At 60.9% G+C, this 25771-nt stretch carries 24 protein-coding genes; 10 read left to right on the forward strand and 14 right to left on the reverse strand.

Going from position 1 to position 25771, the window contains the following annotated elements; translation table 11 throughout:
- The first annotated feature begins 1 nt into the window (after position 1).
- Positions 2-523 carry a spore maturation protein gene (locus BUB60_RS14215; RefSeq protein ID WP_073080354.1) on the forward strand — a complete coding sequence of 174 codons (522 nt, stop codon included), beginning with the start codon at positions 2-4 and terminating at the stop codon, positions 521-523.
- On the opposite strand, the gene BUB60_RS14220 is transcribed toward BUB60_RS14215, so the two are convergent.
- The 5 genes from BUB60_RS14220 to BUB60_RS14240 all read right to left on the reverse strand — a co-directional run bounded on the left by BUB60_RS14220 (position 516) and on the right by BUB60_RS14240 (position 6500).
- Complete coding sequence (locus BUB60_RS14220) at positions 516-3005, reverse strand: diguanylate cyclase domain-containing protein (protein WP_073080356.1); 2490 nt, start codon at positions 3003-3005, stop codon at positions 516-518. The genes BUB60_RS14215 and BUB60_RS14220 overlap by 8 nt on opposite strands.
- A gap of 161 nt (positions 3006-3166) precedes the next feature.
- The gene (locus tag BUB60_RS19850; protein ID WP_073080359.1) at positions 3167-3856 is read right to left on the reverse strand and encodes an Ig-like domain-containing protein; all 690 of its coding nucleotides are present in this window, start codon (positions 3854-3856) and stop codon (positions 3167-3169) included.
- A 116-nt stretch (positions 3857-3972) separates the two neighbouring features.
- A complete protein-coding gene (locus BUB60_RS14230) occupies positions 3973-4557 on the reverse strand; it encodes a DNA-3-methyladenine glycosylase (RefSeq protein ID WP_073080361.1) in 585 nt (194 codons plus the stop codon).
- Positions 4554-5417 (reverse strand): 16S rRNA (adenine(1518)-N(6)/adenine(1519)-N(6))-dimethyltransferase RsmA, encoded by an 864-nt coding sequence (gene rsmA, locus BUB60_RS14235; RefSeq protein WP_073080363.1) that lies wholly within the window; start codon positions 5415-5417, stop codon positions 4554-4556. The genes BUB60_RS14230 and rsmA overlap by 4 nt, the downstream gene beginning before the upstream one ends.
- Positions 5418-5540: 123 nt before the next feature.
- The gene (locus tag BUB60_RS14240) at positions 5541-6500 is read right to left on the reverse strand and encodes a glycosyltransferase family 2 protein (RefSeq protein WP_073080366.1); all 960 of its coding nucleotides are present in this window, start codon (positions 6498-6500) and stop codon (positions 5541-5543) included.
- 349 nt (positions 6501-6849) lie between these two features.
- On the opposite strand from BUB60_RS14240, the gene BUB60_RS14245 reads away from it, so the two are divergent.
- The 8 genes from BUB60_RS14245 to BUB60_RS14280 all read left to right on the forward strand — a co-directional run bounded on the left by BUB60_RS14245 (position 6850) and on the right by BUB60_RS14280 (position 15406).
- Positions 6850-8043, forward strand: a complete 1194-nt coding sequence (locus tag BUB60_RS14245) for a phosphoglycerate kinase (protein ID WP_073080368.1) — start codon at positions 6850-6852, stop codon at positions 8041-8043.
- 39 nt (positions 8044-8082) lie between these two features.
- Positions 8083-8862 (forward strand): triose-phosphate isomerase, encoded by a 780-nt coding sequence (gene tpiA, locus BUB60_RS14250; protein WP_073080371.1) that lies wholly within the window; start codon positions 8083-8085, stop codon positions 8860-8862.
- A gap of 26 nt (positions 8863-8888) precedes the next feature.
- The gene (gene gpmI / locus BUB60_RS14255) at positions 8889-10415 is read left to right on the forward strand and encodes a 2,3-bisphosphoglycerate-independent phosphoglycerate mutase (RefSeq protein ID WP_073080374.1); all 1527 of its coding nucleotides are present in this window, start codon (positions 8889-8891) and stop codon (positions 10413-10415) included.
- Between the two features lie 59 nt (positions 10416-10474).
- Complete coding sequence (eno, locus tag BUB60_RS14260; protein WP_073080376.1) at positions 10475-11758, forward strand: phosphopyruvate hydratase; 1284 nt, start codon at positions 10475-10477, stop codon at positions 11756-11758.
- Between the two features lie 169 nt (positions 11759-11927).
- Positions 11928-12752, forward strand: coding sequence for a transporter substrate-binding domain-containing protein (locus tag BUB60_RS20675; RefSeq protein ID WP_073080379.1), 825 nt, complete (start codon positions 11928-11930; stop codon positions 12750-12752).
- A 154-nt stretch (positions 12753-12906) separates the two neighbouring features.
- Positions 12907-13563 carry an amino acid ABC transporter permease gene (locus BUB60_RS14270; protein WP_084726526.1) on the forward strand — a complete coding sequence of 219 codons (657 nt, stop codon included), beginning with the start codon at positions 12907-12909 and terminating at the stop codon, positions 13561-13563.
- Positions 13553-14296 carry an amino acid ABC transporter ATP-binding protein gene (locus BUB60_RS14275; RefSeq protein WP_073080383.1) on the forward strand — a complete coding sequence of 248 codons (744 nt, stop codon included), beginning with the start codon at positions 13553-13555 and terminating at the stop codon, positions 14294-14296. The genes BUB60_RS14270 and BUB60_RS14275 overlap by 11 nt, the downstream gene beginning before the upstream one ends.
- A gap of 135 nt (positions 14297-14431) precedes the next feature.
- Entirely contained in the window at positions 14432-15406 is a 975-nt protein-coding gene (locus BUB60_RS14280; RefSeq protein ID WP_073080386.1) for a DUF4349 domain-containing protein, read from the forward strand.
- A 244-nt stretch (positions 15407-15650) separates the two neighbouring features.
- Here the strand turns inward: BUB60_RS14280 and BUB60_RS14285 are convergent, their stop codons facing one another.
- Entirely contained in the window at positions 15651-16715 is a 1065-nt protein-coding gene (locus BUB60_RS14285; RefSeq protein ID WP_073080389.1) for a GerMN domain-containing protein, read from the reverse strand.
- A gap of 103 nt (positions 16716-16818) precedes the next feature.
- Between BUB60_RS14285 and BUB60_RS14290 the strand changes: the two genes are divergently transcribed.
- Positions 16819-18258, forward strand: coding sequence for an amino acid permease (locus BUB60_RS14290; RefSeq protein ID WP_073080391.1), 1440 nt, complete (start codon positions 16819-16821; stop codon positions 18256-18258).
- A 332-nt stretch (positions 18259-18590) separates the two neighbouring features.
- Here the strand turns inward: BUB60_RS14290 and scfB are convergent, their stop codons facing one another.
- The 8 genes from scfB to BUB60_RS14330 all read right to left on the reverse strand — a co-directional run bounded on the left by scfB (position 18591) and on the right by BUB60_RS14330 (position 25635).
- Complete coding sequence (scfB, locus tag BUB60_RS14295; protein WP_073080393.1) at positions 18591-19988, reverse strand: thioether cross-link-forming SCIFF peptide maturase; 1398 nt, start codon at positions 19986-19988, stop codon at positions 18591-18593.
- 81 nt (positions 19989-20069) lie between these two features.
- Complete coding sequence (gene scfA / locus BUB60_RS14300) at positions 20070-20225, reverse strand: six-cysteine ranthipeptide SCIFF (protein WP_073080396.1); 156 nt, start codon at positions 20223-20225, stop codon at positions 20070-20072.
- Between the two features lie 180 nt (positions 20226-20405).
- On the reverse strand, positions 20406-21848 hold the full coding sequence (locus BUB60_RS14305) for an aminotransferase class I/II-fold pyridoxal phosphate-dependent enzyme (protein ID WP_073080399.1): 1443 nt from the start codon (positions 21846-21848) through the stop codon (positions 20406-20408).
- Between the two features lie 59 nt (positions 21849-21907).
- Entirely contained in the window at positions 21908-22810 is a 903-nt protein-coding gene (locus BUB60_RS14310; RefSeq protein ID WP_073080401.1) for an AraC family transcriptional regulator, read from the reverse strand.
- 71 nt (positions 22811-22881) lie between these two features.
- Complete coding sequence (locus BUB60_RS14315; protein ID WP_084726510.1) at positions 22882-23673, reverse strand: SDR family NAD(P)-dependent oxidoreductase; 792 nt, start codon at positions 23671-23673, stop codon at positions 22882-22884.
- Entirely contained in the window at positions 23661-24524 is an 864-nt protein-coding gene (locus BUB60_RS14320) for an SDR family NAD(P)-dependent oxidoreductase (RefSeq protein ID WP_073080403.1), read from the reverse strand. Before BUB60_RS14320 ends, BUB60_RS14315 begins: the two co-directional genes overlap by 13 nt.
- Positions 24525-24601: 77 nt before the next feature.
- Complete coding sequence (locus tag BUB60_RS14325) at positions 24602-25318, reverse strand: HAAS signaling domain-containing protein (RefSeq protein ID WP_073080406.1); 717 nt, start codon at positions 25316-25318, stop codon at positions 24602-24604.
- Positions 25315-25635, reverse strand: coding sequence for a PadR family transcriptional regulator (locus BUB60_RS14330; RefSeq protein WP_073080408.1), 321 nt, complete (start codon positions 25633-25635; stop codon positions 25315-25317). Before BUB60_RS14330 ends, BUB60_RS14325 begins: the two co-directional genes overlap by 4 nt.
- Positions 25636-25771: the final 136 nt, after the last annotated feature.

Here is a 25771-nt window from a genome sequence, read left to right on the forward strand (position 1 = left end):
CATGGACTTCGTCTTTTCCCTCGTCGTCCCCGCCATTCTCGGCTCGGTCGCCGTCTTTGCGCTGGCCCGAAAGGTGGACGTCTTCGACGCGCTGACCACGGGTGCCTTTGATGGCCTTAAGGTCATGATGAATATCCTCCCGGCGCTGGTGGCGCTCCTGACGGGCGTGTATATGCTGCGCGCGTCCGGCGCCCTCGACGCGCTGACGAGCCTCTGCCGGCCGTTTTTTTCGCTGCTGGGGATTCCGCCGGAGACGGCCGCGCTGTTTATGATCCGCCCGATCAGCGGCAGCGGGGCACTGGCCGTCGGCAGCGAGATCATCGGCAGATACGGCCCCGATTCCCTCATCGGCCGCACCGCCGCCGTTATGCTGGGCTCGACGGAAACGACCTTTTACATCATCGCCGTCTATTTCGGCGCCGCCAAGATCAAAAAGACGCGCTACGCCATCCCGGCCGCCCTGTGCGCCGACCTGGCGGGATTCATCATGGCCTCGCTCTCCGTCCGGCTCTTTTTCAAATAGGCGCGTCAGCCTTCCAGAATTTAATGTCGTTCACGCCGTCGGCGGCGTGGAGCGCCTCCAGCGCTCCGGCGGAAAGCCTGTCGAAGGGAACCGCTCCGTCGCCGGAGACGGCGACGCCGCACCGGTATTCGGCAAACTGCTCCTCGTGGCGCTGGAAAAAGGCCGGATTTTTCAGCAGCCTGATCGTCTTTTCCATCAGCTGGCGCAGCCAGGCGCCGGAGTAGACCTCGGGGATCAGGATGAGCATCGTCCCCTTCCCGTCGTGGCTGACAAAATGCTCGCTGTAGACGATCATTTTGATTTTTCCGTAAAAACCCACCAGGAGCTCGTTCATCATCAGGCTGCCGTACAGCTCCAGCATCGTCTCATAATTGTCCATGGAGAGCAGCACGACGGCGTACGGCAGCGCCCTGTCCTCCTTGAGCGCCAGCGCGTCCGCCATACGGCGCAGGGCTTCCGGATAATACAGCAGCGTTTTCGGATCGCGCTCCGGCGTCACCTGCAGCTCCTCCTCCAGCTGTTTCCGGCGGGTCACGTCCCGGACGCGGATAAAGGCATACACGTCGCCGTCCATCTGGCTGACGTACTGCCCGGCGGTGATGGCGTGGCAGTAAATCGCGCCGGCCGGGCCGCCGACGAAATATTCGTCGCTGAGAATGGCCTTGCCCTCGTTAAAGCTCTTTTGCAGGCCGCTAACGCCATAAGTCCGCCTCAGGTAGCCGCGGACATCGCCGCCGACGACTTTGCCGAGGACAAGCTCCAGAAACTCCGTAAACGTCCGCGCCTTTGCGGCCTCCTCCAGGCCCGAAGCGTCGGCCTTGAGCAGCGTGTAGCTGTCGTCCCGCAGCGTGACCTTGACGACCAGGAGCATGCTGTCCGAATGGAAGCGGAACTGGCGCTCCAAAAGCTCCACGCGCATCCTTGTATCCGAGCGCATTTCCAGGCTCTCGTCCACACCGACGGCCTTGACGGGCCGGCCGCTTTCGTCAAAAACCATAAAATAGGTAAACCGCTCGATCGTATACTGCCCGTCCCGCTTCAGCGTTCGGATAACGGCGCTGCCCTCGGGAACGCCGGCATAAATCTCCTCGTACATCCTCCGGCACTCGTCCACGGAGTCGGGATGAATCGCGCCGCCCGCGATCAGCGCCTCCGGCATATTCTCGATGACGTGCGTATCGATGCCGTATTTGACGACGGTCGGGTCCGTGACGGTCAGCGTGCGGCTGGCGATGTCGACCTCGAACGTCACCACCCGGCTGATTCTCAGGACCGTCTCCAGCTGCTTCTTCTGGGCCTGATAGTTCAGCGCCGTCTCCTTCAGATTGGTCACGTCGGTCACGATGGCCAGCAGGACGGGATACGGGCTGCTTTCATACTGGATGCGGACGGCGCGCAGGTGATACCAGCTGATCCTGCCGTTATCCTTCTGCCGCCGGAACACGGCCTCCACCGGCTTCCAGGAGGCGGCGCCCTGCCGCAGCTGCGCTTCCACCGGGGCGATGTCGTCCTGATGGATTAAATCAAATATCCTGTTGTCGGCCTGCTTTATGCCGCTGTAGCTCAGGTTCATCTGGTTGACGAAGCTGTGGCTCAAAAAAATGGCGCGGAGCTCGCTGCCGGCTTCCAGCAGCATGATGCCGCCGTCGATATTGTCGATCAGGGCCTGCAGCTGGATGGTGGCGCTGCTCTCGCAGAGCGCCGGGTCCGGCTGGTCCCCCCCGGGGTGTGCCTCTTCGGCCCCCCCGTAGCAGCGGTACCTGTTCTTCCCGCTCAGCTTTGCCTTATAGAGCGCTTCGTCGGCCTCCTTGTACAGCGTCTCAAAGGCTTTCCCGTCGCCGTTATAGAAGGCGATGCCGATGCTGCCGGTCACCGTGACCGACACGCCGCCGCCGCTCGTGATATACTCCAGCGCCGCCTGCAGCTGGCGGGCCTTGCCGCAAACGGCGGTACCCGGCACCGTGCGCTTCATCAGGATGATGAACTCGTCGCCGCCCAGCCGGCCGACGATATCCCCGCTCCGGAAGACGTCCCTGATTTTGGCCGCCAGCGTCTTGAGGACCTTGTCGCCCTCGAAATGGCCGAAGCTGTCGTTGATGCTTTTGAAATTGTCGAGATCGACGATGAGCAGCGTGTGGCTGTGGAGCCGCCCCTCGGCCTTCAGGAACTGCGTGATCTGCTCGATGGCCGCCTCCCTGTTGAGGAGGCCCGTGAGGGCGTCGGTCTGCGCCTTCTCCTGCAGCGCCAGGATATCCTCCTCCCGCTCGTGCCGGATCAGCCGGAAGTCCCTTCTGTCAAAGAGGATGTTCAGGATAACGGTGACGGCACCGAAGACGATAAGGATAACGAGCGCCAGGTGCGCCTCGCCGGAAAAAGCAACCGGCCCGGCGAAGGACCGATGCGAAGCGGCAAGAGCAGCCGCGGCGATAATAATCAAAGCCGTCTGTACGCCGTAGCGCAGCCAGCCATAACTTTTCTTCATACATTCACTCCACAGGCATTTTTGGGGCGGTGATCCTGATAACGGTAATATTTATCGTCATTTTTCCCGTTCTGCTGAGCGCCAGACAAAAATCCGCTATAATTATTGACAAAAAAAGGCGGTATGCAGAATTTTCTGCATACCGCTTATCGCCGTGAAGCTTATTTGTCCCTGACGCGGACCGTACATTCTGCCTTGACGCCGTCGATCGTTAACGTCAGTGTCGTTTTGCCCTTGCTTATTGCTTTGACCACGCCGTCCATCGTCACCGTGGCCACAGTCGCGTCACTGGTGTCCCATTGCGCCACTTTTCCCTCTATCTCCGGTGTCATCTTAACTTTTAACGGGAGGGTTTCGCCGACCTTCATCGTCACATCCACTTTCGCTTCGCCGCCATACATAATGCTGACGGACTGGACCTTCGCGTTGGGGTCGATGGGGGGCGAAGTGGACGCGCCGGCATTGGCGTCGTCGGAGGGCGAAGTGGACGCGCCGGCATTGGCGTCGTCGGAAGGCGAAGTGGACGCGCCGGCATTGGCGTCGTCGGACGTATTGGCGTCGCCGCCGGGACTGGCGGACGTATTGTTACCATCATCCGAGTATGTAGGGGACTCTGCCCCCTGGGCGTCGGGATCGGTTTTGCCGGGCAGGCTCAAAATGAGAATCATCGCCGCCGCGATCAGCACAACGAGCAGCAATACGCCGATGATAACCTTCGCTTTCGCGTTTTCCGTATCGTCGGCATGTTTTCCGCGCTTGTTTCTGCGGGCGCCGCAATAAGGACATCTGCTGCGGAAGCCGCTGTACCGGCGATCGCATCTTCCGCACTTAACTTCTGAAATGACGGCCACATAAACACCCCGTTTCAGCCTTTGTTCAGTCTTGGTTCAGACAACATAAAAGTTTACATCATTTTAAAGCTTTCGTCAATAATTTTAACTGAGAATGAAGTTTTTGGATTTTTTGGTCATCCGGGCCTCGACAGGAACTTATTGCCCGCAGCGGTGAAGCGCCAGGGCATGTCCCGGGTCATAACCGCGTAATCGATGCCGATCCTTTTTGAAGACGATATACTTTCCGGTTTGTTCCCGCCTTCGAGATATAAAGAGCCCGGCCGGCACAAATCCACCCCGTAAAGGTCCGCCCCGATATCGAACGCCCGGCAGAGCTTGCCCGGCCCGCTGCAGAGGTTTAGAAGCTTGCCGGTGCCGCGCCTTTTTTCCATGAGCTCAAAGCCGGACAGCGGCTCAAGGGCACGGATGAGGACGACTTCCGGCACGCCGGGCGGGCCGGAGGTGATGTTCAGGCAGTAGTGCATGCCGTAGATCATGTAGATATAGGCGCAGCCCGCCGGCCCGTACTGGACGCGGACGCGTTCGCTTTTGCCCTTGTAGCTGTGGGCCGCGTCGTCCCTGGGGCCAAGGTAGGCTTCCGTCTCGACGATGCTCCCCCGGACGGTCCCCTCCGGCGTCTCCCGGACGAGGACCTGCCCCAGGAGCTCCCGGGCCACGGTCAGCGTATCGCGCTCATAAAACTCTCTGGGCAGTATCATTTCAGCCTGTCCCCCAGCTTGCGCGCCAGGGCGGCAAACTCCGGGATGCCCAGCGTCTCGCCCCGCGCCAGCGCGTCAAGGCCGCAGCCTACAACGAGCTCCTTCAGCGCGTCTTTATTCAGCCGCCCGCCGAAGACGGACTCCAGACTGTTGACGAGGGTCTTGCGGCGCTGGGCGAAGGCGGCGCGGACGACGCGGAAAAACATCGCCTCATCGGCCACCTCCGCCGGCTTTTCCCGGCGCAGCGCCATTGTGACGACGGAGGACGTCACCTTCGGCGGCGGGAGGAACGACGACGGCGGCACGTCGAACAAAATCCCGGGCGACGCATGATACTGGACGAAAACGGAAAAAGCGCCGTAGTCGGACGTGCCCGGGGCCGCGCACATGCGGCGCGCCACCTCCCGCTGCACCATGACCGTGATCGTCTCGAAAACGCGGGCTTCCACCAGGGCCGTCAGGACGGGCGTGGTGATGTTATACGGCAGATTGGCGCAGACGGCGTACCGGAGCCCCGGCATCTCCTCCCGCACCGTTCTGGCGATATCCAGCTTCAGGATATCGCCGGGGATGACCTTGACGTTACCGCAGTCCGCCAGCGTATCGCTGAGGATCGGCAGGAGCTTGTTGTCCAGCTCCACGGCCACAACACGCGCCGCGCGCCGGGAAAGCGCCGCCGTCAGCGCGCCGATGCCCGGCCCGATCTCCAGAACGCCGAAGCTCCCGTCAACGCCGGAGCCGGCGGCGATGTTCTCCGGTACGCCGGCGTCCACCAGGAAGTTCTGGCCCATCGATTTTGAAAAGCGGAAGCCGTGGCTGTTCAGCAGCTCCTTTATTCCGCGTTCACTGGTAAGCTCCAAGCGCCCGCCTCCTTGTAAAGTCTGTAAAGCTTGTCTCTGTCAATCGGAACTAAGGCGATCACAGATCGCCCCTACGGGGTACAGCGTCGGGGCGATCTGTGATCGCCTTTCCGCTCCTGGAAATCACAATTTTCGATCCAGCCCCACCGTCTCGCCGATGTGGTAGCGCGGTCGTCCCTTCAGCTCCATGTAGGCCCGGCCCACGTATTCGCCGATGATCCCCAACGCCAGGAGGATCAGGCCGCCGACGCCCCAGACGGAGATGGTGACGATCTTCCAGTCCAGGATCGTATATCCCATGCACAGGCGGACGATGGCGTAAATGAGGAGCGCCGCGGCAAGGACGAGGAGCGTCACGCCGAGGCCGGTGATGAACCGCAGCGGCTTCATGCTCAGGGAATAGACGCCGTCGGAGGCCAGCGCCAGCATTTTTTTCAGCGGATATTTGCTCTCGCCGGCAAAGCGCTCGCCGCGCTCGTAGGTGACCGTGGCCGTTTTATAGCCCAGCATCGGGATGATGCCCCGGATGAACATGTTCCGCTCGCCGTACTGGCTGAGCGCGTCCAGGGCGCGGGCGGAGAGGAGCCTGTAGTCGGCGTGGTTGAAAACGACCTCGACGCCCATGGCGTCCAGCAGCTTGTAATAGCCCTCCGCCGTGAATCTTTTGAGGAACGCGTCCTTCTCCCTTTTATTGCGCACACCGTAGACGACATCGGCCCCGGAAAGGTACTCGTCCACCATCCTGTCCACGGCGTCGACGTCGTCCTGCAGGTCGGCGTCCATCGAGACGACCATGTCGGCCCGGCCGCGCGCCGTCATGAGGCCGGCCAGGAGCGCGTTCTGGTGGCCGCGGTTGCGGCTTAAGGCCACGCCGGTAAACAGGGCGTCTTCCGCACTCAGGGCCCGGATCATCTCCCACGTTTTGTCCCGGGAGCCGTCATTGACAAACAGGACGCGGCTGCCGCCGGAGATTTTGCCGGCGGAAATCAGCGCGCGCATTTTCCCCCTCAGCCGCGAGGCCGTCTCCCGGAGGACCTCCTCCTCGTTATAGCAGGGCACGACGATATAGAGCGTATTGTTCAATTCAATTCTCTTCTTTCCGTACACACACACACACCTGACGTTCCGGTTTCCGGGCCTGTCCGCGGTAATGGGCAGGCACAAATTACAAAACAGAGTATATCAAATCGGGAGGCCGTTGCAAATATTTTGTCGCGATGCGCCCACACGGCCCAATTTGTGCATAACTTTTGTCGTATCAGGGCATTTATGTTGTGATGTACAGTAAAATTGTACTAAAAAATATGTTGAAAAGTCCTGAAGACAGGAATACAATGATATGCAATGCCAATATTATTACATTTCCCGCGAAAGTCAACCGGTTAAGCCGGCAAAAAACCTCTCCTGTATGAAATAAAAATCGGAGGACGTAATGAACACCAACAAAAAATCTGTCAGGGATATCGACGTCAAAGGGAAGAAAATTCTCCTCCGCTGTGATTTCAACGTCCCGCTCGATAAGAAAACGGGCGCGATCACCGATGAAGGCCGCATCACCGCCTCGTTGCCCACCATCCGGTATCTGCTCGGGGAAGGCGCCGCCGTCATCGTCTGCTCGCATCTTAGCCGGCCGGACGGCGAATTTAACCCGAAGCTGTCGCTGAAGGTGGTCGCCGGCCGGCTGTCGGAGCTTTTAGGGCACGACGTCATCATGGCCAAGGATGTGATCGGCGAGGACGCCAAAAAGCGCGCCGCCGCGCTCCGGCCCGGCGAGCTCATGCTGCTTGAAAATGTCCGTTTCCATAAGGAAGAGGAAAAGAACGACCCGGCTTTCGCCAAAGCCCTGGCGCAGCTGGCCGACATTTATGTGGACGACGCCTTCGGCACCGCGCACCGCGCCCACGCGTCGACGGAGGGCGTGTCCCACTATCTGCCCGCCGTGGGCGGATTTTTAATTGACGCCGAGCTCCGGCAGATCGGCGGCGCCCTGGACAGTCCGAAGCGCCCGTTTGTGGCCATTCTCGGCGGCTCCAAGGTGTCAGACAAGCTGGGCGTGATCGTCAATCTTCTCGGCAAGGTCGACGCGCTGCTCATCGGCGGCGGTATGGCCTTTACGTTCATCAAGGCCCGGGGCGGCGCCATCGGCAAATCGATCTGCGAGGAGGATAAGCTCGATTACGCCCTGGACGTTCTCGGCAAGGCGGAAAAGCTCGGCGTGCGCATCCTGCTGCCCGCCGACGCCGTGGCGGCCCCGGAATTCTCCAACGACGCCGAGCCTGTCGTCGTGGACAGCGCGGCGATCCCCGAAAACCTGATGGGCCTCGACATCGGCCCCAAAACGGCGCGGGAATTTGCCGGCGAGATCGGCAGGGCGGCCACCGTCATCTGGAACGGGCCGATGGGCGTTTTTGAATTTCCCAAATTCGCCGAGGGCACGCGGCGGGTCGCGGAGGCCCTGGCCGAATCAAGCGCCATTTCCATCGTCGGCGGCGGGGACAGCGCCGCGGCCATCCGCCAGTACGGGCTGGACGGCAGGATCACCCACGTTTCCACCGGCGGCGGCGCGACGCTTGAATTCATGGAGGGCAAGGAGTTGCCGGGCATCGCGTGCCTTTTGGATAAATAAGCATATTAAAATAATTAACATATAGGAAGTACCTTTAGAATGAACAGAAAATACCGCAATACAGTCATCGCCGCAAACTGGAAAATGAATATGCTCCCCTCGAAAATCAAAGCCTATGCAGAGGAGCTTAAGCCGCTGGCCGCGCCGGCAAAATGGTGCGATATCGTTATTTGCCCGCCCTTCGTGATGATCCCGGCGGCCCAGAAAGCGTTTCGCGACAGCAGGATCTCCATCGGCGCGCAGAATCTGAACGAAAACGAATCCGGCGCCTACACGGGCGAGGTTTCCTCCGAGCAGCTGTCCGACCTGGGCGCCCACTACGTTATTATCGGCCACAGCGAACGGCGCCAGCTCTTCGGCGAGACCGATATCACCGTCAACAAGAAGGTCCACGCCGCGCTGCAGGCCAATCTCCGCCCCATCGTCTGCGTGGGCGAAACGGCGCAGCAGCGGGAGATGAACGTCACGGAGGAGCTCGTCACGCTGCAGCTCAAGGCGGCGCTGGCCGGCGTCCCGGCGACAAAAATGCGCCGCATCGTCGTCGCGTACGAGCCGATCTGGGCCATCGGGACCGGCAATACCGCCACAGCCGCGGACGCCGAAGCCGTGGCGGCTTCCATCCGCGCCGTCATCCGGGGCCTGTACGGGGCCAGGACGGCCAGGGCGATCTCCATCCTGTACGGCGGTTCAATGAATGCCAAAAACGCTTTTGAGCTGCTGAGCCAGCCCGACGTCGACGGCGGGCTGATTGGCGGCGCTTCGCTGGTGCCGGCGGATTTTGCCGCCATCATTAACGCGGCCAACCAGGACGCCATATAGCCGCCGGCGACGTTAAAAGAGAGGACATTATGAGAATTCCCACGACACTCATCATCATGGACGGTTACGGACTGACGGCACAGGACAGCGGCAACGCCGTCTCCGCCGCGTACACGCCGGTCCTTGACGGGCTTTTTGCCACGTGCCCGAACACGACGCTGGCCGCGTCCGGGCAGGACGTCGGGCTCCCGGCCGGGCAGATCGGCAACAGCGAGGTCGGCCACACGAATATCGGCGCGGGCAGAATCGTCTACCAGGACCTCACCAGGATCACGCGGGATATCGCCTCCGGCGGTTTTTTTGAGAACAAAGCCTATACCGAGGCGATGGACGCAGCCAAGGCCGGCAGCGCCTCGCTCCACCTTTTGGGCCTCATGTCGCCCGGGGGCGTCCACAGCCACATCGATCACCTGTGGGCGTTTCTGGAAATGGCCAGGCGCCGCGGGCTTTCCGCCGTCTACCTGCACTGCTTTATGGACGGGCGGGATACGCTCCCCTGTTCCGGCAAGGCCGTTATCGAAGATATCCTTACAAAATGCGGGGAGCTCGGCGTCGGCAAAATCGCCACCATGATGGGGCGCTTTTACGCCATGGACCGGGACAACCGCTGGGACCGCGTGGAGGCCGCGTACGACGCCATGGTCTGCGGCGAGGGCATCCTGGACGACGACCCGCTGCGCGCGATCCAGAATTCCTATGACGCCGGGGTCACCGACGAGTTTATCAAGCCGGTCGTGTGCGACAGGACGGGCCTGATCAAATCCGGCGATTCCGTCATATTCTTAAACTTCCGCCCGGACAGGGCCAGGGAAATCACCAGAGCCTTCGTGGACCGGGATTTTAACGGGTTCCCCCGGCGGAACGGCTATTTTCCGCTCCGCTACGTCTGCACCACGCAATACGACGAAAAAATGCCCAACGTCACCGTCGCCTATCCGTCCGAAACGATCACGAACACCTTCGGCGAGACGATCAGCGCCCTTGGCCTGACGCAGCTGCGCGCCGCGGAAACGGAAAAGTACGCCCACGTGACGTTTTTCTTCAACGGCGGCACGGAAGCCGTCAGCAAGGGCGAGGACCGGCTTCTCGTCCCCTCGCCGAAGCAGTTCCCCACCTACGACCTGATCCCCGAAATGAGCGCGCGGGAGCTGACGCGCGAGGTCGTCAAGAGGATCGAGAGCGGCATTTATGACGTCATCATTTTAAATTACGCCAACTGTGACATGGTCGGCCATACGGGCGTCTTCGACGCCGCGGTCAAGGCTGTGGAAATCGTGGACGAATGCGTCGGCGAGGTCGTCAACGCCACGGCCCAGATGGGCGGCGTCTCCCTCGTGACGGCGGATCACGGCAACGCCGAGGATATGATCGACAGCGACGGCACCACCCCCCAGACGGCCCATACCACCAATCCCGTCCCGCTGATCCTTGTGGGCGCAGACGTCACGCTCCGACAGGGCCGGCTGGCCGACATCGCCCCGACCATCCTCGAGCTGATGGGTCTGGAGAAGCCCGACGAGATGACGGGCGAATCCCTCATCGTCAAACGGTAATTTTGATGAACAACGGGACGGATATTGAATCCGCCCTGACATAAAACGGAGGCATCTTTATGAAACGGTATCTGCAAATCACCGGCGTCAAGGGCCGCGAAATACTCGATTCCAGAGGCAACCCGACCGTCGAGGCCGAGATCACCTTAAGCGACGGCACCGTCGGCCGCGCGGCTGTGCCCTCCGGGGCGTCGACAGGCCAGTTCGAGGCCTGCGAGCTGCGGGACGGCGACAAGGACCGCTATCTCGGCAAGGGCGTCCTCAAGGCCGTGACCGGCGTCAACACCGAGATCGCCCAGCTGCTCGCCGGCCGCGACGCGCTGGACCAGACGCTCATCGACCGCCTGCTCATCGGGCTGGACGGCACGCCCAACAAGTCCCGCCTGGGCGCCAACGCCATCCTCGGCGTGTCGCTGGCCTGCGCCAGGGCGGCCGCGCTCTCCCTGGGTATACCCTTCTACCGCTATCTGGGCGGCACGGGCGCCAACACGCTGCCGGTGCCCATGATGAACGTCCTGAACGGCGGCGCACACGCGTCCAACAGCGTCGACATCCAGGAATTCATGATCATGCCCGTCTCGGCGCCCAGCTTCCGCGAGGGCTTACGCATGTGCGCGGAGGTCTTTCATACCTTAAAGAAGGTTGTCCCCTCCACCGGCGTGGGCGACGAGGGCGGTTACGCACCGAACCTCGACACCGACGAGGACGCCCTGCGCGCGCTCATGGCGGCCATCGACAAGGCCGGCTACAAGCCCGGCGAGGACTTCTATATCGCCATGGACCCCGCCGTCTCCGAGTGGTTCGACGAAAAGGACGGCTGCTATCACCTGCCCAAGCGCAAAACCACCATGACGCGCCAGGAGATGGTCTCCATGTGGGCGGACTTCGTGTCCAAGTACCCCATCATCTCCATTGAGGACGGCATGGCCGAGGAGGACTGGGACGGCTGGAAGCTTATGACCGACGCGCTGGGCAAAAAGATCCAGCTCGTGGGCGACGACCTGTTCGTCACGAACACGGAGCGCCTCAACAAGGGCATATCTCTGGGCGTCACGAATTCGATCCTTATAAAGCTCAACCAGATCGGCTCGCTCACCGAGACCTTTGACGCCGTCAAAACGGCCCACCGCGCCGGCTACACGGCCATCATCTCCCACCGCTCCGGCGAGACGGAGGACACGACCATCGCCGACGTCTCCGTGGCCCTGAACGCCGGGCAGATCAAGACGGGCGCGCCGAGCCGGACCGACCGCGTGGCCAAGTACAACCAGCTCCTGCGCATCGAGGAAGAGCTCGGCAGCGCGGCGTATTATCCGGGGAAGGCCGCCTTCTTCAGCCTCTAAATGAATATTCACCAAAAAGTGAATAACATAACCGCCGTATTTTAAAGAAATAATACGGTGGTTTTTGCATTATTTTCGCAAATCGCGTAAATAAGCCAAAAATAAATTGAAAAACAACGGGCAGGGTAGTATAATTCATTATAATTTTGTGAATATGGAGTGGATAATAATGAAAAAAACCTGGAAGGTCATAGCGGCGCTTTTGACGCTGGTTATGATTTTTGGCGTCAGCGCCTGTTCCGGCCAGAAGGCCCCGGCCGCCAGCCCGAGCGCCGGCGCGCCGAAGCTCAAAATCCTCGATACGGCTTACGCGCAGGAGGATTACGCCATTTGCGTCAAGAAGGGCAGCACCGAGCTGCTGGATAAGATCAACACGGCCCTGAAAGGCCTCATCGACGACGGGACCGTCAAAAAGATCGTCGACAATTATATCAACAACGTCCCCTACGACCTGACGTTCCAGCAGAAGACGGACGGCCTCCCCGAGCTGAAGATGGGCACCAACGCGGCCTTCCCGCCCTATGAATTTCTCCAGGGCGACAAAATCGTCGGCATTGACGCCGACATCGCCGCCGCCATCGCCGACAAGCTGAGCATGAAGCTCGTCATCAGCGACATGGACTTTGACTCCGTCATCGCCGCCGTTTCCAGCGGCAAGGTCGACATGGGCATGGCCGGCATGACGGTCACGCCGGAACGCCAGCAGAACGTAGATTTCTCCGCCAGCTACGCTACGGGCATCCAGTCCATCATCGTGCCCGGCGACTCCAAGATCACGTCCATCGACGATCTCTCGGCCGAGGGCGCGACGTATACCATCGGCGTGCAGCAGAACACCACCGGCGACATTTACGCCAGCGACGAATTCGGCACGGACCGCGTCCAGCAGTTCAACAACGGCGCGGACGCCGTCCAGGCCCTGCTGACCGGAAAGATCGACTGCGTTATCATCGACAACGAGCCCGCCAAGGCCTTCGTCGCGGCAAACAGCTAAAAAAGCGACTACTGTTCTTCACACCGAATAGGGGCGGCGAAGACCGCCCCTATTCGGTGTTATTCAGAGAGAGGGTGAGGATTTGTCTGCGTGGTTTGACAAGGTACAGGCGGACTTCTACCAGAATTTCATTGAGGACGACAGATGGCGGCTTATGCTGAACGGCCTCGGCGTCACGCTCAGGATCACCCTGGGCGCGCTCGTCATCGGCATTATCATCGGCATCCTGATATCCATCATACGTTCCACATACGATAAAACAATCGATACGATGCGCCCCGGCCCTGGAAAAGTGCTGCTGCGTTTCTTCAACACGATCTGCAGAATCTACCTGTCCATCATCCGGGGGACGCCGGTATTTGTGCAGCTGCTCATCTTCTATTTCGTCATTTTCGTCTCCGCCAGCAACGGTGTCCTGATCGCGATGCTGACCTTCGGCATCAATTCCGGGGCGTATGTCTCCGAGATCATCCGCAGCGGCATCATGTCCATCGACGCCGGCCAGATGGAGGCCGGGCGCAGCCTCGGCTTCAACTACATCCAGACGATGCGGTTCATCATCATCCCGCAGGCGTTCAAGAACGTGCTGCCCGCCCTGGCCAACGAGTTCATCACCCTTTTGAAGGAAACGTCGATCGCCGGCTATGTGGCCGTCAAGGACCTGGCCAAGGCGGCGATGTCCATCCGCGGCATCACCTACTCCGCCTTTATGCCGCTGATCGGGCTGGCGCTCATTTATTTCATCCTCGTCAAATTCCTGGAATGGATCTTCAGCATGGTGGAAAGGAGGCTCAGAAACAGTGACCACTGACACGCTTATCAAGGTCTCCGGACTTCAAAAGCATTTTAAAGGCGGCCAGATCAAAGCCCTCGACGGCATCAACGCCGAGGTCAGGCACGGCGAGGTCGTCGTCGTCATCGGTCCGTCCGGCAGCGGGAAATCGACGTTTCTGCGCTGCTTAAACCTCCTGGAGCACCCCACGGGGGGCACCATTGAGTTTGAGGGCGTCGATATCACCGACCCGAAAACGGACATCAACAAGCACCGCCAGAAGATGGGCATGGTCTTCCAGCTGTTCAACCTCTTCCCGCACATGACCGTTATGAAGAACCTGACCATCGCGCCGATGAACCTTTTGCACAAATCAAAGGCCGAGGCCGAGGAAAAGGCCATGGCGCTACTGAAGCGCGTGGGGCTCGAGGACAGGGCCAATGCCTATCCCAGCCAGCTCTCCGGCGGCCAGAAGCAGCGCATCGCCATCGTCCGCGCGCTCTGCATGGACCCGGACGTCATGCTCTTTGACGAGCCGACCAGCGCCCTCGACCCCGAGATGGTCGGCGAGGTGCTGGAGGTCATGAAGCAGCTGGCCCACGAGGGCATGACGATGGTCGTCGTCACCCACGAGATGGGCTTTGCCAGGGAGGTCGGCTCCAGGGTCATCTTCATGGATTACGGAAAAATCATCGAGGAGAACACGCCCGAGGAGCTTTTCAGCCACCCGCGGAGCGAGCGTCTCCAGAGCTTTCTGGCAAAAGTATTATAAGCCTCAGGCGGGCCCTCACGGGCCCGCCTTTGTGCATCTTATGGAACTTTAAGGAACGACGGCCGTCTTAATCTCAGACCCACGATGGAAAGCAGCCCATTTGCATCCCCCCGCTGATCAGATAAGGAGGATAAAATGAGAAAGATAATTTCGGCCGTTCTTGCCCTGCTCCTCATCACGGCGCTGCTCGCTTCCTGCGGCGGACAGACCCCCAGCACGGCTTCTGTCAATTCCGGCAGCGGCGGCGCATACGACGCCGTGGCGCCGGAGGCCGCGCCGGCGTATTCGGACGGGAAGGGGAAAACGGACAGTCAGACCGGAAACGGCGACCTGGCCGCCCTGACAAGCGGCAGCGCCCTCACCTCGGGCGTTATCGGCGCGTCTTTGAACGGCGACAAGATCATCTACAACTTCAGCGCCCAGGTGGAAACGACGGCGTTTGACGACACCCTGAAAAACCTCGACGCGCTGCTCGCCGGGTTCGGCGCCTTCGTCGAAAACTCCTACGTCAGCGGCAACAGCTACGGCAACACCACCTTCCGCTCCGCGGAATACACCATCCGTGTCCCGGTCGGCAGCTTCAAGGGCATGACGGATGCGCTGCCGCTCCTGGGCAACGTCTCAAAGGCGAGCACGACATCCCAGAACATCACCGCGCAGTTTATCGACACACAGTCGCGGCTGGACGCCTACAAGACGGAGGAAAGCCGCCTTCTCGCCATGCTGGATAAGACGACGACGGTGCAGGACATGATCACGATCGAATCCAGACTGTCGGATGTGCGGTATCAGATTGAATCGCTGACCTCCACGCTGCAGAACTGGCAAAACCAGGTGGATTTCTCCACCGTGGCGCTCCACATCAGCGAGGTTGCGGAGATCAAGGAACAGGTATCGGCGCAGCGCACCTACTGGGAGCGGATGCGGGACGGTATCTCCGGCACGCTGAACGGCATCGGCACCTTCTTCAAGAGCCTGTTCATGGCCATCGTCGTCGCCCTCCCCGTCCTGATCATTCTCGCCGTCCTCGCCGCGGCCGCGCTGGTTATTTACCGCACAGTCCGGAAAAAGCGGGCAAAAGCAAGTCAGGATATTGACAAAAAGGAATAACGGCAACATACAGTGAGCGGCTGCCTATAGGCAGCCGCTTTGTTATTCCGTCGTGCAGGGGCAACCTCCCAGCGGCGTGGCACAAGGGGGTTGCTCTTCAGTCGATTGCGTGTGAGACGCGCGCCATAAGTGCGGTGTATCTCTCCTTCCGTCATTTGCGCCGCAAATGCCACCTCCCTCGTCTGAGGGAGGCAGAGAGGGGCGCAGCCCCATCCGGGGTCCCCCTATACCTTTATTGTGCGGGCTACTTTTGATATGATACGGCTTTTTCCGGATGCACGGGCAGGAAGTCGCCGAGGTTGAAGAGCAGATGCGTGGATTCGTACGGGCCGCCGTCGATGGTGACGGCGACCTTGTCGGTGTGGAAGTAATTGCCCAGCGTGTCGGCCAGGCTGGCAAGTATCAAGGCTTCCAGCGCCGTCCCGGCGTTCATCTCCGTGACGAAGGATTTTGAGAGATCGGCGGTCACGGCGCCGCTGCCGGCGTCGACGGTGATACCGTTGAGCGCGGCGCCCGCTGTCATTACGGGCGTCAGGCCGCTGCCCTGCGGTGGGTTTTTAAATTCTGCTTCGAGCCTTGAGGCTGCGGTATCCCCGGTGTGAAAGGTAACGGTTTTGTCGATATATGCCACCCTGTCGTTGATGATATCGGGGTAGTAAAACCGGGTGTCCTCCTTAAGCGGGCTGCCGTCCTCGAATTTTTCAAGCTCGCTGGTGACCGGCGAGGCCGGGTCGCCGGCCGGGATACAGACCCGCTTAACGAGCCCGACGCCGGGGGCGTAATACTCCTTGACGGTGCCGCTGACCAGCGAGGCCGTCGTCACCTCCAGCGCCTTGAAGGACCCGTACGGCACCGAGACGGCGGCGTCCAGGGCTGTGATGCTCCGCTCCTCCCCGGCGCCGGATTTCCAGGCCGTGCCGACGGCGAGGGGCGCCATGACAAGCACGTCGACCAGCGCGCGCTGGTCGGTGAAATCGTATCTGTAATTGAGCGCATCCTTTGTAAAGACCTTTGTTACGGTGTCGGTGCCGACCGTATAGACGGCGACGGATTCGGCGCCGCCGCTATGCGTGCGCAGCTGGGCGGTGCCGGCGCCGATATAGTCCACAGTCGATACGAAGCCGGCGTATTCGCTGCCGAAGCCTTTGTAGGTCATACGGGTATCGGCCCTGACCGGGAAATAGTCCGCGACGCTTTTTTCGCCGGTGCTCTCCGGCGGCGGCGGCACGCTGCTTGATCCGCCGGGCAGGCCGCACCCCGACAGCAGGAGAACGGCGGCCATGAGTAAAACGGCGACGGGCTTTTTCATAGGAATGCCTCCGAAATGTGATTTTTGTAAAATTTTGCTCCGGGAATGTCCGATTATTATCGTGGCAAAATAATACCGGCAATTTTTACGTGAAGAGGGCACTATGGAAAAGAAAAAGGGCATTACCGCCGGTCATCTGACGATGCTGGCGCTGGGAACCGTCATCGGCGGTTCCTTCTTCCTCGGGTCGTCCGTGGCGATCAACGCCGCGGGACCGTCGATCATCATCGCCTATGTTTTCGGCGGCGTACTTGTTTATTATATTCTCTATGCGATGTCTGAAATGACAGTCGCCAATCCCGATTACGGCGGCTTCAGGACGTACGCCACAAAAGCCTTCGGCGAGCGGACGGGCTTTGTCGTCGGCTGGATCTACTGGGTCGGCATGGCGCTGGGCATGTCCAGCGAGGCCACGGCCGCGTCGATTTTGCTGCGGCAGTGGTTCCCAAACATCTCGCTGGCGCTCATGGGCACCGCGATCATCGCCGGCGTCACGCTTATCAATCTGCTGGGCGCGGTCAGGCTCTCGAGGCTGGAAAGCGGCCTTGCCGGGATCAAGGTGTTTACAGTGGCGGGGTTTATCCTCATCGCCGTGTCGCTGGTGGTCGGCCTGTTCGGCGGGCGCCCCGCCGTCGGGCTCGGCGAGGTGGCAAGAGAGGCGTTTGCGCCCGGCGGGCTCGGGGGGCTGCTGGGCAGCATGCTGATCGTCATGTTTTCCTACTGCGGCTTTGAGATCATCGCGCTGGCGGCCTCCGAGGTCAAGGACCCGGGCGTGACGATACCCCGGGCGATCCGTTACACCGTCCTCAGTCTCGTCAGCCTTTTCATCCTGTATATCGCCTTTCTGCTGCCGCTTGTGCCGACGGCCGAGCTGAACGAAAACACCAGCGCCATCGCGGCCTCTCTGACACGGTACGGCATCGGCTGGGTGGGCACGGTCATCAGCGTCGTCGTCGTGTCGGCCATCCTCTCGACGATGCTCGCCACCATGTTCGGCCTGGGCAGGATGATGCGCTCGCTGGCCGATGAAGGTCAGGCGCCGCGCTGGCTCAAGGAGAAGACGGACGTGCCGTACCGGGGTATCCTTGCCTCCGGCGTGGGGATGCTGGCAGCCCTGGGCTTCGGGCTCCTGCTTCCGCGGGTCTACCTCTTCCTGCTCAGCTCCGGCGGCTTCGCGATACTGTTCACCTACGCCGTGATGATGGCCTCCCATCTGCGCCTGAGAAAAAAATACGGCTGCCCGCCGGAGGGAAAATGCCAGATGCGCGGGTATCCGTACACCTCGGGCTTCGTCCTGGTCTCGCTCATCGTCGCCATCGTGAGCATGCCCTTTGTCAAGGGGCAGGGCGCCGGCCTCGTCGCCGGGCTCGTCCTAGTGGTGTTTTTTGAGGCCGCCTTTTCCTTCCTGAAATATTACAGGCGCCGCCACAGGGGCGACGCCATCATCCGCCCCCTCCGAAACGCCGGCCTGGCCCCGGAATTTTCGAAGGAGCTGACCGATACGGACAAGCGGGATACGGAGGATAAAGGCAAAGAGGAGTAACACAGGACATGCCGTAAGGGGCGGGTTAGACAACCCGCCCCTTTGTGCGTGCGCTTGTTGTGGGGTGCCGCGCCGGGAGGAGTTCCCTCCTTCAGTCGCCGGCGGGCGACGGCTCTCTCGTCTGAGGGAGCCGGGGAATGGGAATGGCGGGCATTCGTGCATCACCCCTACAGGGGCTGATGCACAGCGGCGCGGCACAGGAGGCCCTCATCCGGCGCTGCGCGCCACCTTCCCCAAGGGGAAGACTTGGTATTCCCGCCTTCGCGGAATCACAATGCGGGGTATGGGGTACGGCCCCATTAAGGGGTCAGGGAGCGACAGCCCCGCGGGCATTAGTGCGCCGGGTGGGGAATACGGGTGGGTTGGGTTTCCAATGCTTCCGCCGCTTTCATCATGACGGCACATTCGATGCGCTTTTTGAACAGGCGGCAGCCGTAGTCGTAGACGCCGCCGATATCGCCGGTGGCATGGTAGGCGTTGGCCGCGCAGCCGCCGGCGCAGTAGAGGCGCGCCCAGCAGTCCCGGCATTCGCTCCTGGAATAGGCGTTGCAGCGGGAAAACGCGTCGCGTTTTTCCATATTCGTCACGCCGTCCCAGAGGTTGCCCATGAGATAGTCCCTGTCGCCGACGAATTGATGGCACGGGTAGAGCTCACCCGACGGCGTGACGGCCAGATACTCCGTGCCGGAGCCGCAGCCGGCGATACGCTTATAGATGCAGGGGCCGCCGCTGAGATCGAGCATAAAGTGATAAAACGTAAAGCCCCGGCCCTCTTTTTTCCTTTGAAGCATTTCACGCGCCAAGAGCTCATACTGATCCATGAGCGCGGGCAGGTCCTCCTCCGTCAGCGCGTAGGGCTCGCCCGGCTTTGACACGACGGGCTCCATGGAGAGCTCCGTAAAGCCCAGCGCCGCCATGTGGAGAAGGTCGCTTGTAAAATCGGTATTGTGATGGGTGAACGTCCCACGGATGTAATAGTTTTTGCCGCCGCGCCTGTCCACCAGCTCCTTGAATTTCGGAACGATGCGGTCGTAGCTGCCGCCCCCGCCCGGCGTTTTCCGCAGGCGGTCATTGACCTCACGACGGCCGTCGAGGCTGAGAACGACGTTTGTCATCTCGCGGTTTGCAAAGTCGATAACGTCGTCGTCAATGAGGACGCCGTTCGTCGTCAGCGTGAAGCGGAAGTTCTTGCCGTGCCCTTTTTCCACGCTCCTGGCGTATTTCACGGTCTCCTTGACCACGTCCCAGTTCAGGAGCGGCTCGCCGCCGAAAAAATCCACCTCGAGATTCCGGCGTCCCCCGGAGCTTTCGATCAGGAAATCGATGGCTCTTTTCGCCACCGGGAGGGACATGAGCGCCTCGTTGCCGTGATACCGCCCCTCTCCGGCAAAGCAGTAGCCGCAGGTGAGGTTGCAGGCGTGGGAGACGTGCAGGCAGAGCGCCTTGATCTCGCCGCCCCGCCGGGGCGCGAGGCTGACGAACCTGTCCTTGGAAAACAGCTTGCCCGACGCTTTCAGCGCCTCGATATCGTCCAGCGCCTCGATAATCTCTTCCCGGGTGACCTGGGGGACGGCGGCGTATTTATCGAGCAGGGCGGCAATGAGCTCTTCCCTGCCCTTATCCTCGTACATCCCGACGATGTCGAAAACCAGGTCGTCGACCACGTGCACCGCGCCGCTGGCCACGTCCAGGACGATATTATAGCCGTTTAACTTATACGCATGTACCATAAAAATATCTCCGTGAAAAAAACAGAATGCCGTTTATCTCCAAAAGGCGAAAAACGGCAATTGTTTTTATTTAATCTGCAATTATTTATTTTCGCTGACGCACTTTTCGCACTGCTGGTTGACGAGGCTGCAGGAGGTTTTGCAGGCCGACTGGCAGGAGGTCTGACATTCGCCGCAGCCGCCGTTTTCAACGCTCCCAACGAGATCGCGCGTTTCGATGGTGATGATTCTTTTCATAATCCACTTATCTCCCTGATCGTTATTCTCCAACAAAGCTACCATAATCTCGGCAGTTTGTCAATGTCCGGGCCGGGGTTTGCCGGCAAAAAAAGAGACTCCGCTAAACAAGCAGAGCCCAAAAATGAAGATAGCAACATTTACTATGCACGCATAATATAGCAAAATTCGACAGCCTTGTCAAAGGTAAGTTCTGGCAGGCGCCGCGCAGTAAATCCCCGACGGCAGCGCGCCTGTGGTACTTTTCAGCTGAAGGCCCGCGGCCTGGAGCTCCCGAATGAGCGCGAGCGTCCCGCCGCCGATCACCTCTCCCGGCACGAGAAACGGAATACCCGGGGGATACGCCCAGGCATACTCCAGCGCTATAAACCCTTCCGCTTGCGTCAGGGGCCGGCTCTCCCCCGCCAGCGCGGCGGCCTCATACGGCGTCATCGCCTGATGCGGCAGGGCCTTCAGCGTGGGGCGGGGCCTTTCGGCGCCGGCGGGGCTCCCGGCGTCTCTGTCGATTTGGCACAGCGCGTCCGACAGGCGGCGGAATGCGTCCGGGCCGTCGCAGAGGCTCGTCATAGCGACGGCGTAATCGGTATACGCCATCTCCAGCTCGATCTTGTATTTTGATCTCAGCAGCGCCAGCAGCGCCGGGCCGGTTAAAGCCGTCCCCCGTGTTTCGACGACGAGCTTGCCGGGATCGAAGCCGAAAAAGCCCGGGTGCGCCGGCAGGGAATCCGCGCCGTGACAGAGAACGCGAAGCCTTTTGAGCGCCGCGGCCCGGCCGTCGAACGCCGCGAGATTGCCCGCATACGCCGCGAAAAGCCGGGCGCCGTCATCCGAGAGCAGCCGGAGGCACGTGTCGATCGACGCCAGAAGCACGTAGGACGGGCTGCTGGTCTGAAAAATCGACAGCGCGGCCCGAAAGCGGCCTTCGTCGACGCGGCCGGGGTTTAAAAGCGCCAGCGCGCACTGCGTCAGCGCCGGCAGCGTTTTGTGCAGGCTCGTAACGACGATGTCGGCGCCGCAGCGGGCAGCGTCCGGCGGAAAGGCCTCGGAAAAGCCGAGATGCGCGCCGTGGGCGGCGTCCACAAGCACCGGGATGCCGTGCCGGTGCGTCGCGCCGCAGACGCCTTTAATATCGCTGACGACGCCCTCGTACGTGGGCGAGGTGACGACAACGAGCTTTGCGCCGGGGTTTGCCTCAATCGCCCGGGCGACCGACTCCGGTGTGACGCTCCCGGCGACACCCGACAAGGCGTCGGCCTCGGGGAGCAGATAGACGGGCCTCAGGCCGCTCGTCAAAACGGCGTTGTAAACGGACTTATGGCAGTTGCGCGCCAGGATCACCGTGTCGCCGGGCCGGCAGACGGCGTATACGGCGGCAAGTATGCCGCCGGTGGCGCCGTTCACCAGCGGGAACGCCCTTTGGCACCCGTACAGGCACGCGGCCAGGTCGGCGGTGTCCTTTAAAACGCCGTGAGCGTCGTGCAGGTCGTCAAAGCCGTCGATCTCGGTGATATCGATGCCGTAGGGCAGCGCGTCCCCCAGCAGCGCCGCGTTTCGTTTATGGCCGGGCATGTGCATGGGCAGAACGCCGCTTTTATTGTAATCCACGAGCCTGTCAATCAGCATCGCCGCGCCTCCTTATTGGAATCAGGATAGTGAATTCCGGCGGAGATGTCAAATTATTTTCAGTTCAGCTCTTTCACGGGGTACGCTTCGATATAGCCCCTGTAGCCCATCGGCGCCAGCTGAAAGCGCGGCGCCGCCTCGGGCGCCCAGTCGTAGCCGTACAGCCTCGGGTCGAACTTTTTGACGTGCTCCCATACCTCGCCGATGGCCTGCTCGAAGGCCTCGTCGTCATACGGCTCGCCCTGAAACACCATCATCGTGCAGGGCGGCAGGTCGACGAGTTCATACCCGTCCGGCACGAGGTTTGAGTAATCCTGAGGGACCTCCACACCCTGAACGTACAGGGATGTCCCCGGCGTTACGAGGGCTTTCGGCAGCCACATGCCGATCGGCTCGTACAACGCCTCCTTAACGCTCGTCAGAACGCTCCACACATCGCAGCCCACTTCTTCGCAGTATTCAAAATAATCCTCCGCAGTTTTCCCGCGCAGCAGGAGACATTTCCTGGCCGGGCGCTCGATCACCTGGACGAATATCGCCTTGACGGCCGTGTCGCTCATTTGCTTCTCCTCCTTAAAATAATAGCGGAAGGTTTCAATCGCCCGATTGGGCATGAACAGCTTGATCGGCGGCGTCTGCAGGCTGTACTTTTTCGGAGAAATGCCAAATGCCTTTGAAAAGGCGCGGGTAAAGCCCTCGTGGGAGCCGAAGACGAAGTCCAGCGCCACATCCAGAATCCGGTCTCCGCCGTCGCGGAGGGCGAGCGCCGCCTTCGTCAGCCGGCGCGCCCGGATATAGTCGAAGGGACTAAGGCCCGTTGCCTCCTTGAAAAGCCGCGCGGCATGCCATGGGGAGTACCCCGCCGTGTCGGCCAGCTCCCGGAGCGTGATCGGCTCGGTCATTCTTTCCTCGATATATTCCTGCATCGCGGTCGCCGCCCGCGCCGCCTCCAGACTGCTCATGATTTTCACCTTCCGGGAAGAGTATACATCGTCGCCGCCGCCTTTTCTTGACGCCGGTTGCGATGTTCGCGCTAGACCGTCAGCCATTCCTTTTGGGCGCCGGACCAGCGCGCGTACAGGAGTCTTGCCAGGAGCGGCCTTGGGACGAGAGCGCCGGCGAGGCGGAACAGCCAGTTTACAAGCCCCGGGATATAAATGGAATATCCCTTTAAAACACGGGAGATGGTCCGGCGCGTCACCTTTTCCAAGGAATTTGTCGTCACATCGCCCCAGAAGCCCTGGGCCGTGATGCCGGAAATCGCGTCGTCATTCGTCGGCAGGCCGCCGGGGCACAGCGTCAGCACCCGGACGCCGAGGGGCCGCAGCTCCTCGCCCAGGGCGCAGGCAAACTCCCGGAGGAAGCTCTTTGACGCGGCGTAGGTCGCCTTGAGCGGCATCGGATAGAACGAGGCGAGGCTGGAGACGAAGACGAGATAGAACGGCCCCTCCGCCCGGTAATTGAGCACCTTATGGGTCATGCGCAGGGTGGCCTCCACATTGAGACGGACGATTTTCAAAAGCTCGTCGGCGCGCCGCTCCCGAAAGCCGCCCTCGAAGTCGACGCCGGCCACGTTGAGCAGCATGCCGAACTTCACGCCGTTTTCCGCGGCGTCATCAAACAGGCCGGCCACGTCGTCGTCCCGCGTCAGGTCGCACTGCCGCGTCAGTACCCTAACGCCGTACCGGCGCGTGATGCCGTGCCCGATGCGCTCGAGGCCGGGGCCGCTGATATCCGTCAGGTACAGATCGTAGCCGCGTTTGGCGCACTCGTTGGCAAAGGCTCTCCCCAGGCCGCCGGCGGCCCCTGTGATCAGGACATACATGATTCGATCCCCCCAAATTTGATGCCGCACAGCTTTTCGCTGAGCTCAAAAAGCCTCTCGGCGTTCCTCCGGCCGACCTGGCGGCTGGCCGCCCTGGGGCCCCGGATGTCATGGCACAGGCCGTCCGGCGCCGTTTCGGCGCCGATCAGCCGCGCGTAGATCTCAGCCGGGACGGACGGGTCGACGCCGTGCTTTTTCCGCCGCGCCCAGACGAAGCCCACGAGCCCGCCGGTGTTCTTGCTGCCGATCTCCGTCCGGACAAGTCCGGGGTCGACGCCGTAGGCCCGGAGCCCCAGGCCGGCGTAACGGTCGTTGAGGCCGTAAGCGAACAGCATGTTGCAGAGCTTGGACTGCTTGTAGGCCATGAGCGGCCTGTAGCGCCTTTCATACATGACGTCCTGCCAGTGCATTCGCATCATCCTGTGGGAGCCGCTGGACGTCATCACCACCCGGCCGCCTTCCAGCAGGTTCGGCAGCAGCTCATGCGTCAGGAGAAAGCCCGCCAGGTGGTTGAGTGCGAGCTGGTGCTCGTAGCCCTCTGGGGTCGTCATATACCAGTTGCGCACACAGCCGGCGTTATTCACCAGAGCATGGAGCCGCCCGCCGCTCGTCTTCTCCAGCTCCTCCTTTATTTTCACCGCCAGAGCGCGGACCTCCGACGGCAGCATCAAATCGCCGTGGAAAAAGGTGATATCGCCGGCCGGGACGCAACCGCGCAGCTTCTCTTCCGCCGCCCGGGCGTTTTCCGCGCTGCGGCCCAGCCCGATGACGCGGCAGCCGCTTTTAAGGAGCGCGGCGCAGACCTCAAAGCCGATGCCGGACGTGGCGCCCGTCACAACAACTGTTTTCATGAATGAAACCTCCCATGCGCTGCAGCGCATAACCCTGGTAAATTCCTCCCGCGCAAGGGAGGTTTTGTCTATTGCCTCTACTGGAACCAGTGCCAGACGTGCCAGAACTCCAACGCGCCGGCGCCGATGGACAGGACGATGTAGCCAATGACAAAGCTCACGCCGAAGGCGACCAGCGCGATCAGCGCGGCGGAACGCAGACGCCGGCGCGGGACGTCCTTCAGCATCGGGTGTTTGGCCAGCGGCGGGTATTTGCCGCCCGACAGCATGTTCTTGTGCCATCTCCTGTAAGCCCTGCACAGCTGCACCGCCAGCGCCCAGCTGTAGACCGCCGCCACAGCCAGGAGCACGCCGAAGGCGATGAGCGCCACGGCCAGGAACACCGCGCCGAAATACGGCATCGGCGGAATGAAAACGATGCCCTGGGGCAGCAGCGGCCCTAACAGCAGGCAGACGCCGCAGAGCGCCGAAGCCACCGCCGCCGCGCCCAGCACGAGCACCCAAGCGGAGAGCACGATAAAGAACGACGCGACAAAAATATCGGCAAACGCGAGCCCAATCCCCACTACGAGCTTCCCGGCGCCTTTGCCCTCCGCCTTTGTCCCGACGGACGCAAACTGCAGGGCGATCTCCGCCGGCTTCCCCAGCTTGGCGGCGATCTCCTCCTCGGTATAGCCGTCCGCCATTTTGCGGGTAAAATGCTCGTCGTATTCCGCCAGGAGCTCATCAATATCCTCGACGTTTCTTGCTTTCAGCTGATTTTTCAGCTCATTCAGGTAACTGTGCTTGTTCATGCCTGATCTTCCCCTTCCAAGAGATGCCCGATGGCCTGCGTAAACGCCAGCCATTCGACTTTTTGCTTCAAGTATTCCTCTTTCCCCGTCTTCGTCAGCGAATAGTATTTTCGGGGCGGGCCGCCGCTCTCCTCGGACAAATACGTCGTGACGAAGCCGTCGCTCTTCAGCTTCCGCAGGATCGGATACACGGTGCCGTCGGCGATCTCGATATGCTTCGACAGGTATTCCGACACGTCGTAGCCGTAGCAGTCCTGCCTGTACAGGAGCGACAGGACGCACAGCTCCAAAACGCCCTTTTTATATTGACTGTTCATGCGCTCTCCCCTTACGGACGGTATGATTGACTTCACTATTATATATAATCTAATAGTAGTCATTTGTCAATAGTAGTTTTAATACAATTGTGCGCGGGTGTCAAAATATAGAAGGCATAGCGGAAAACGAACATGT

The sequence above is a fragment of the Sporobacter termitidis DSM 10068 genome, from assembly GCF_900130065.1.
Lineage (GTDB): Bacteria > Bacillota > Clostridia > Oscillospirales > Oscillospiraceae > Sporobacter > Sporobacter termitidis.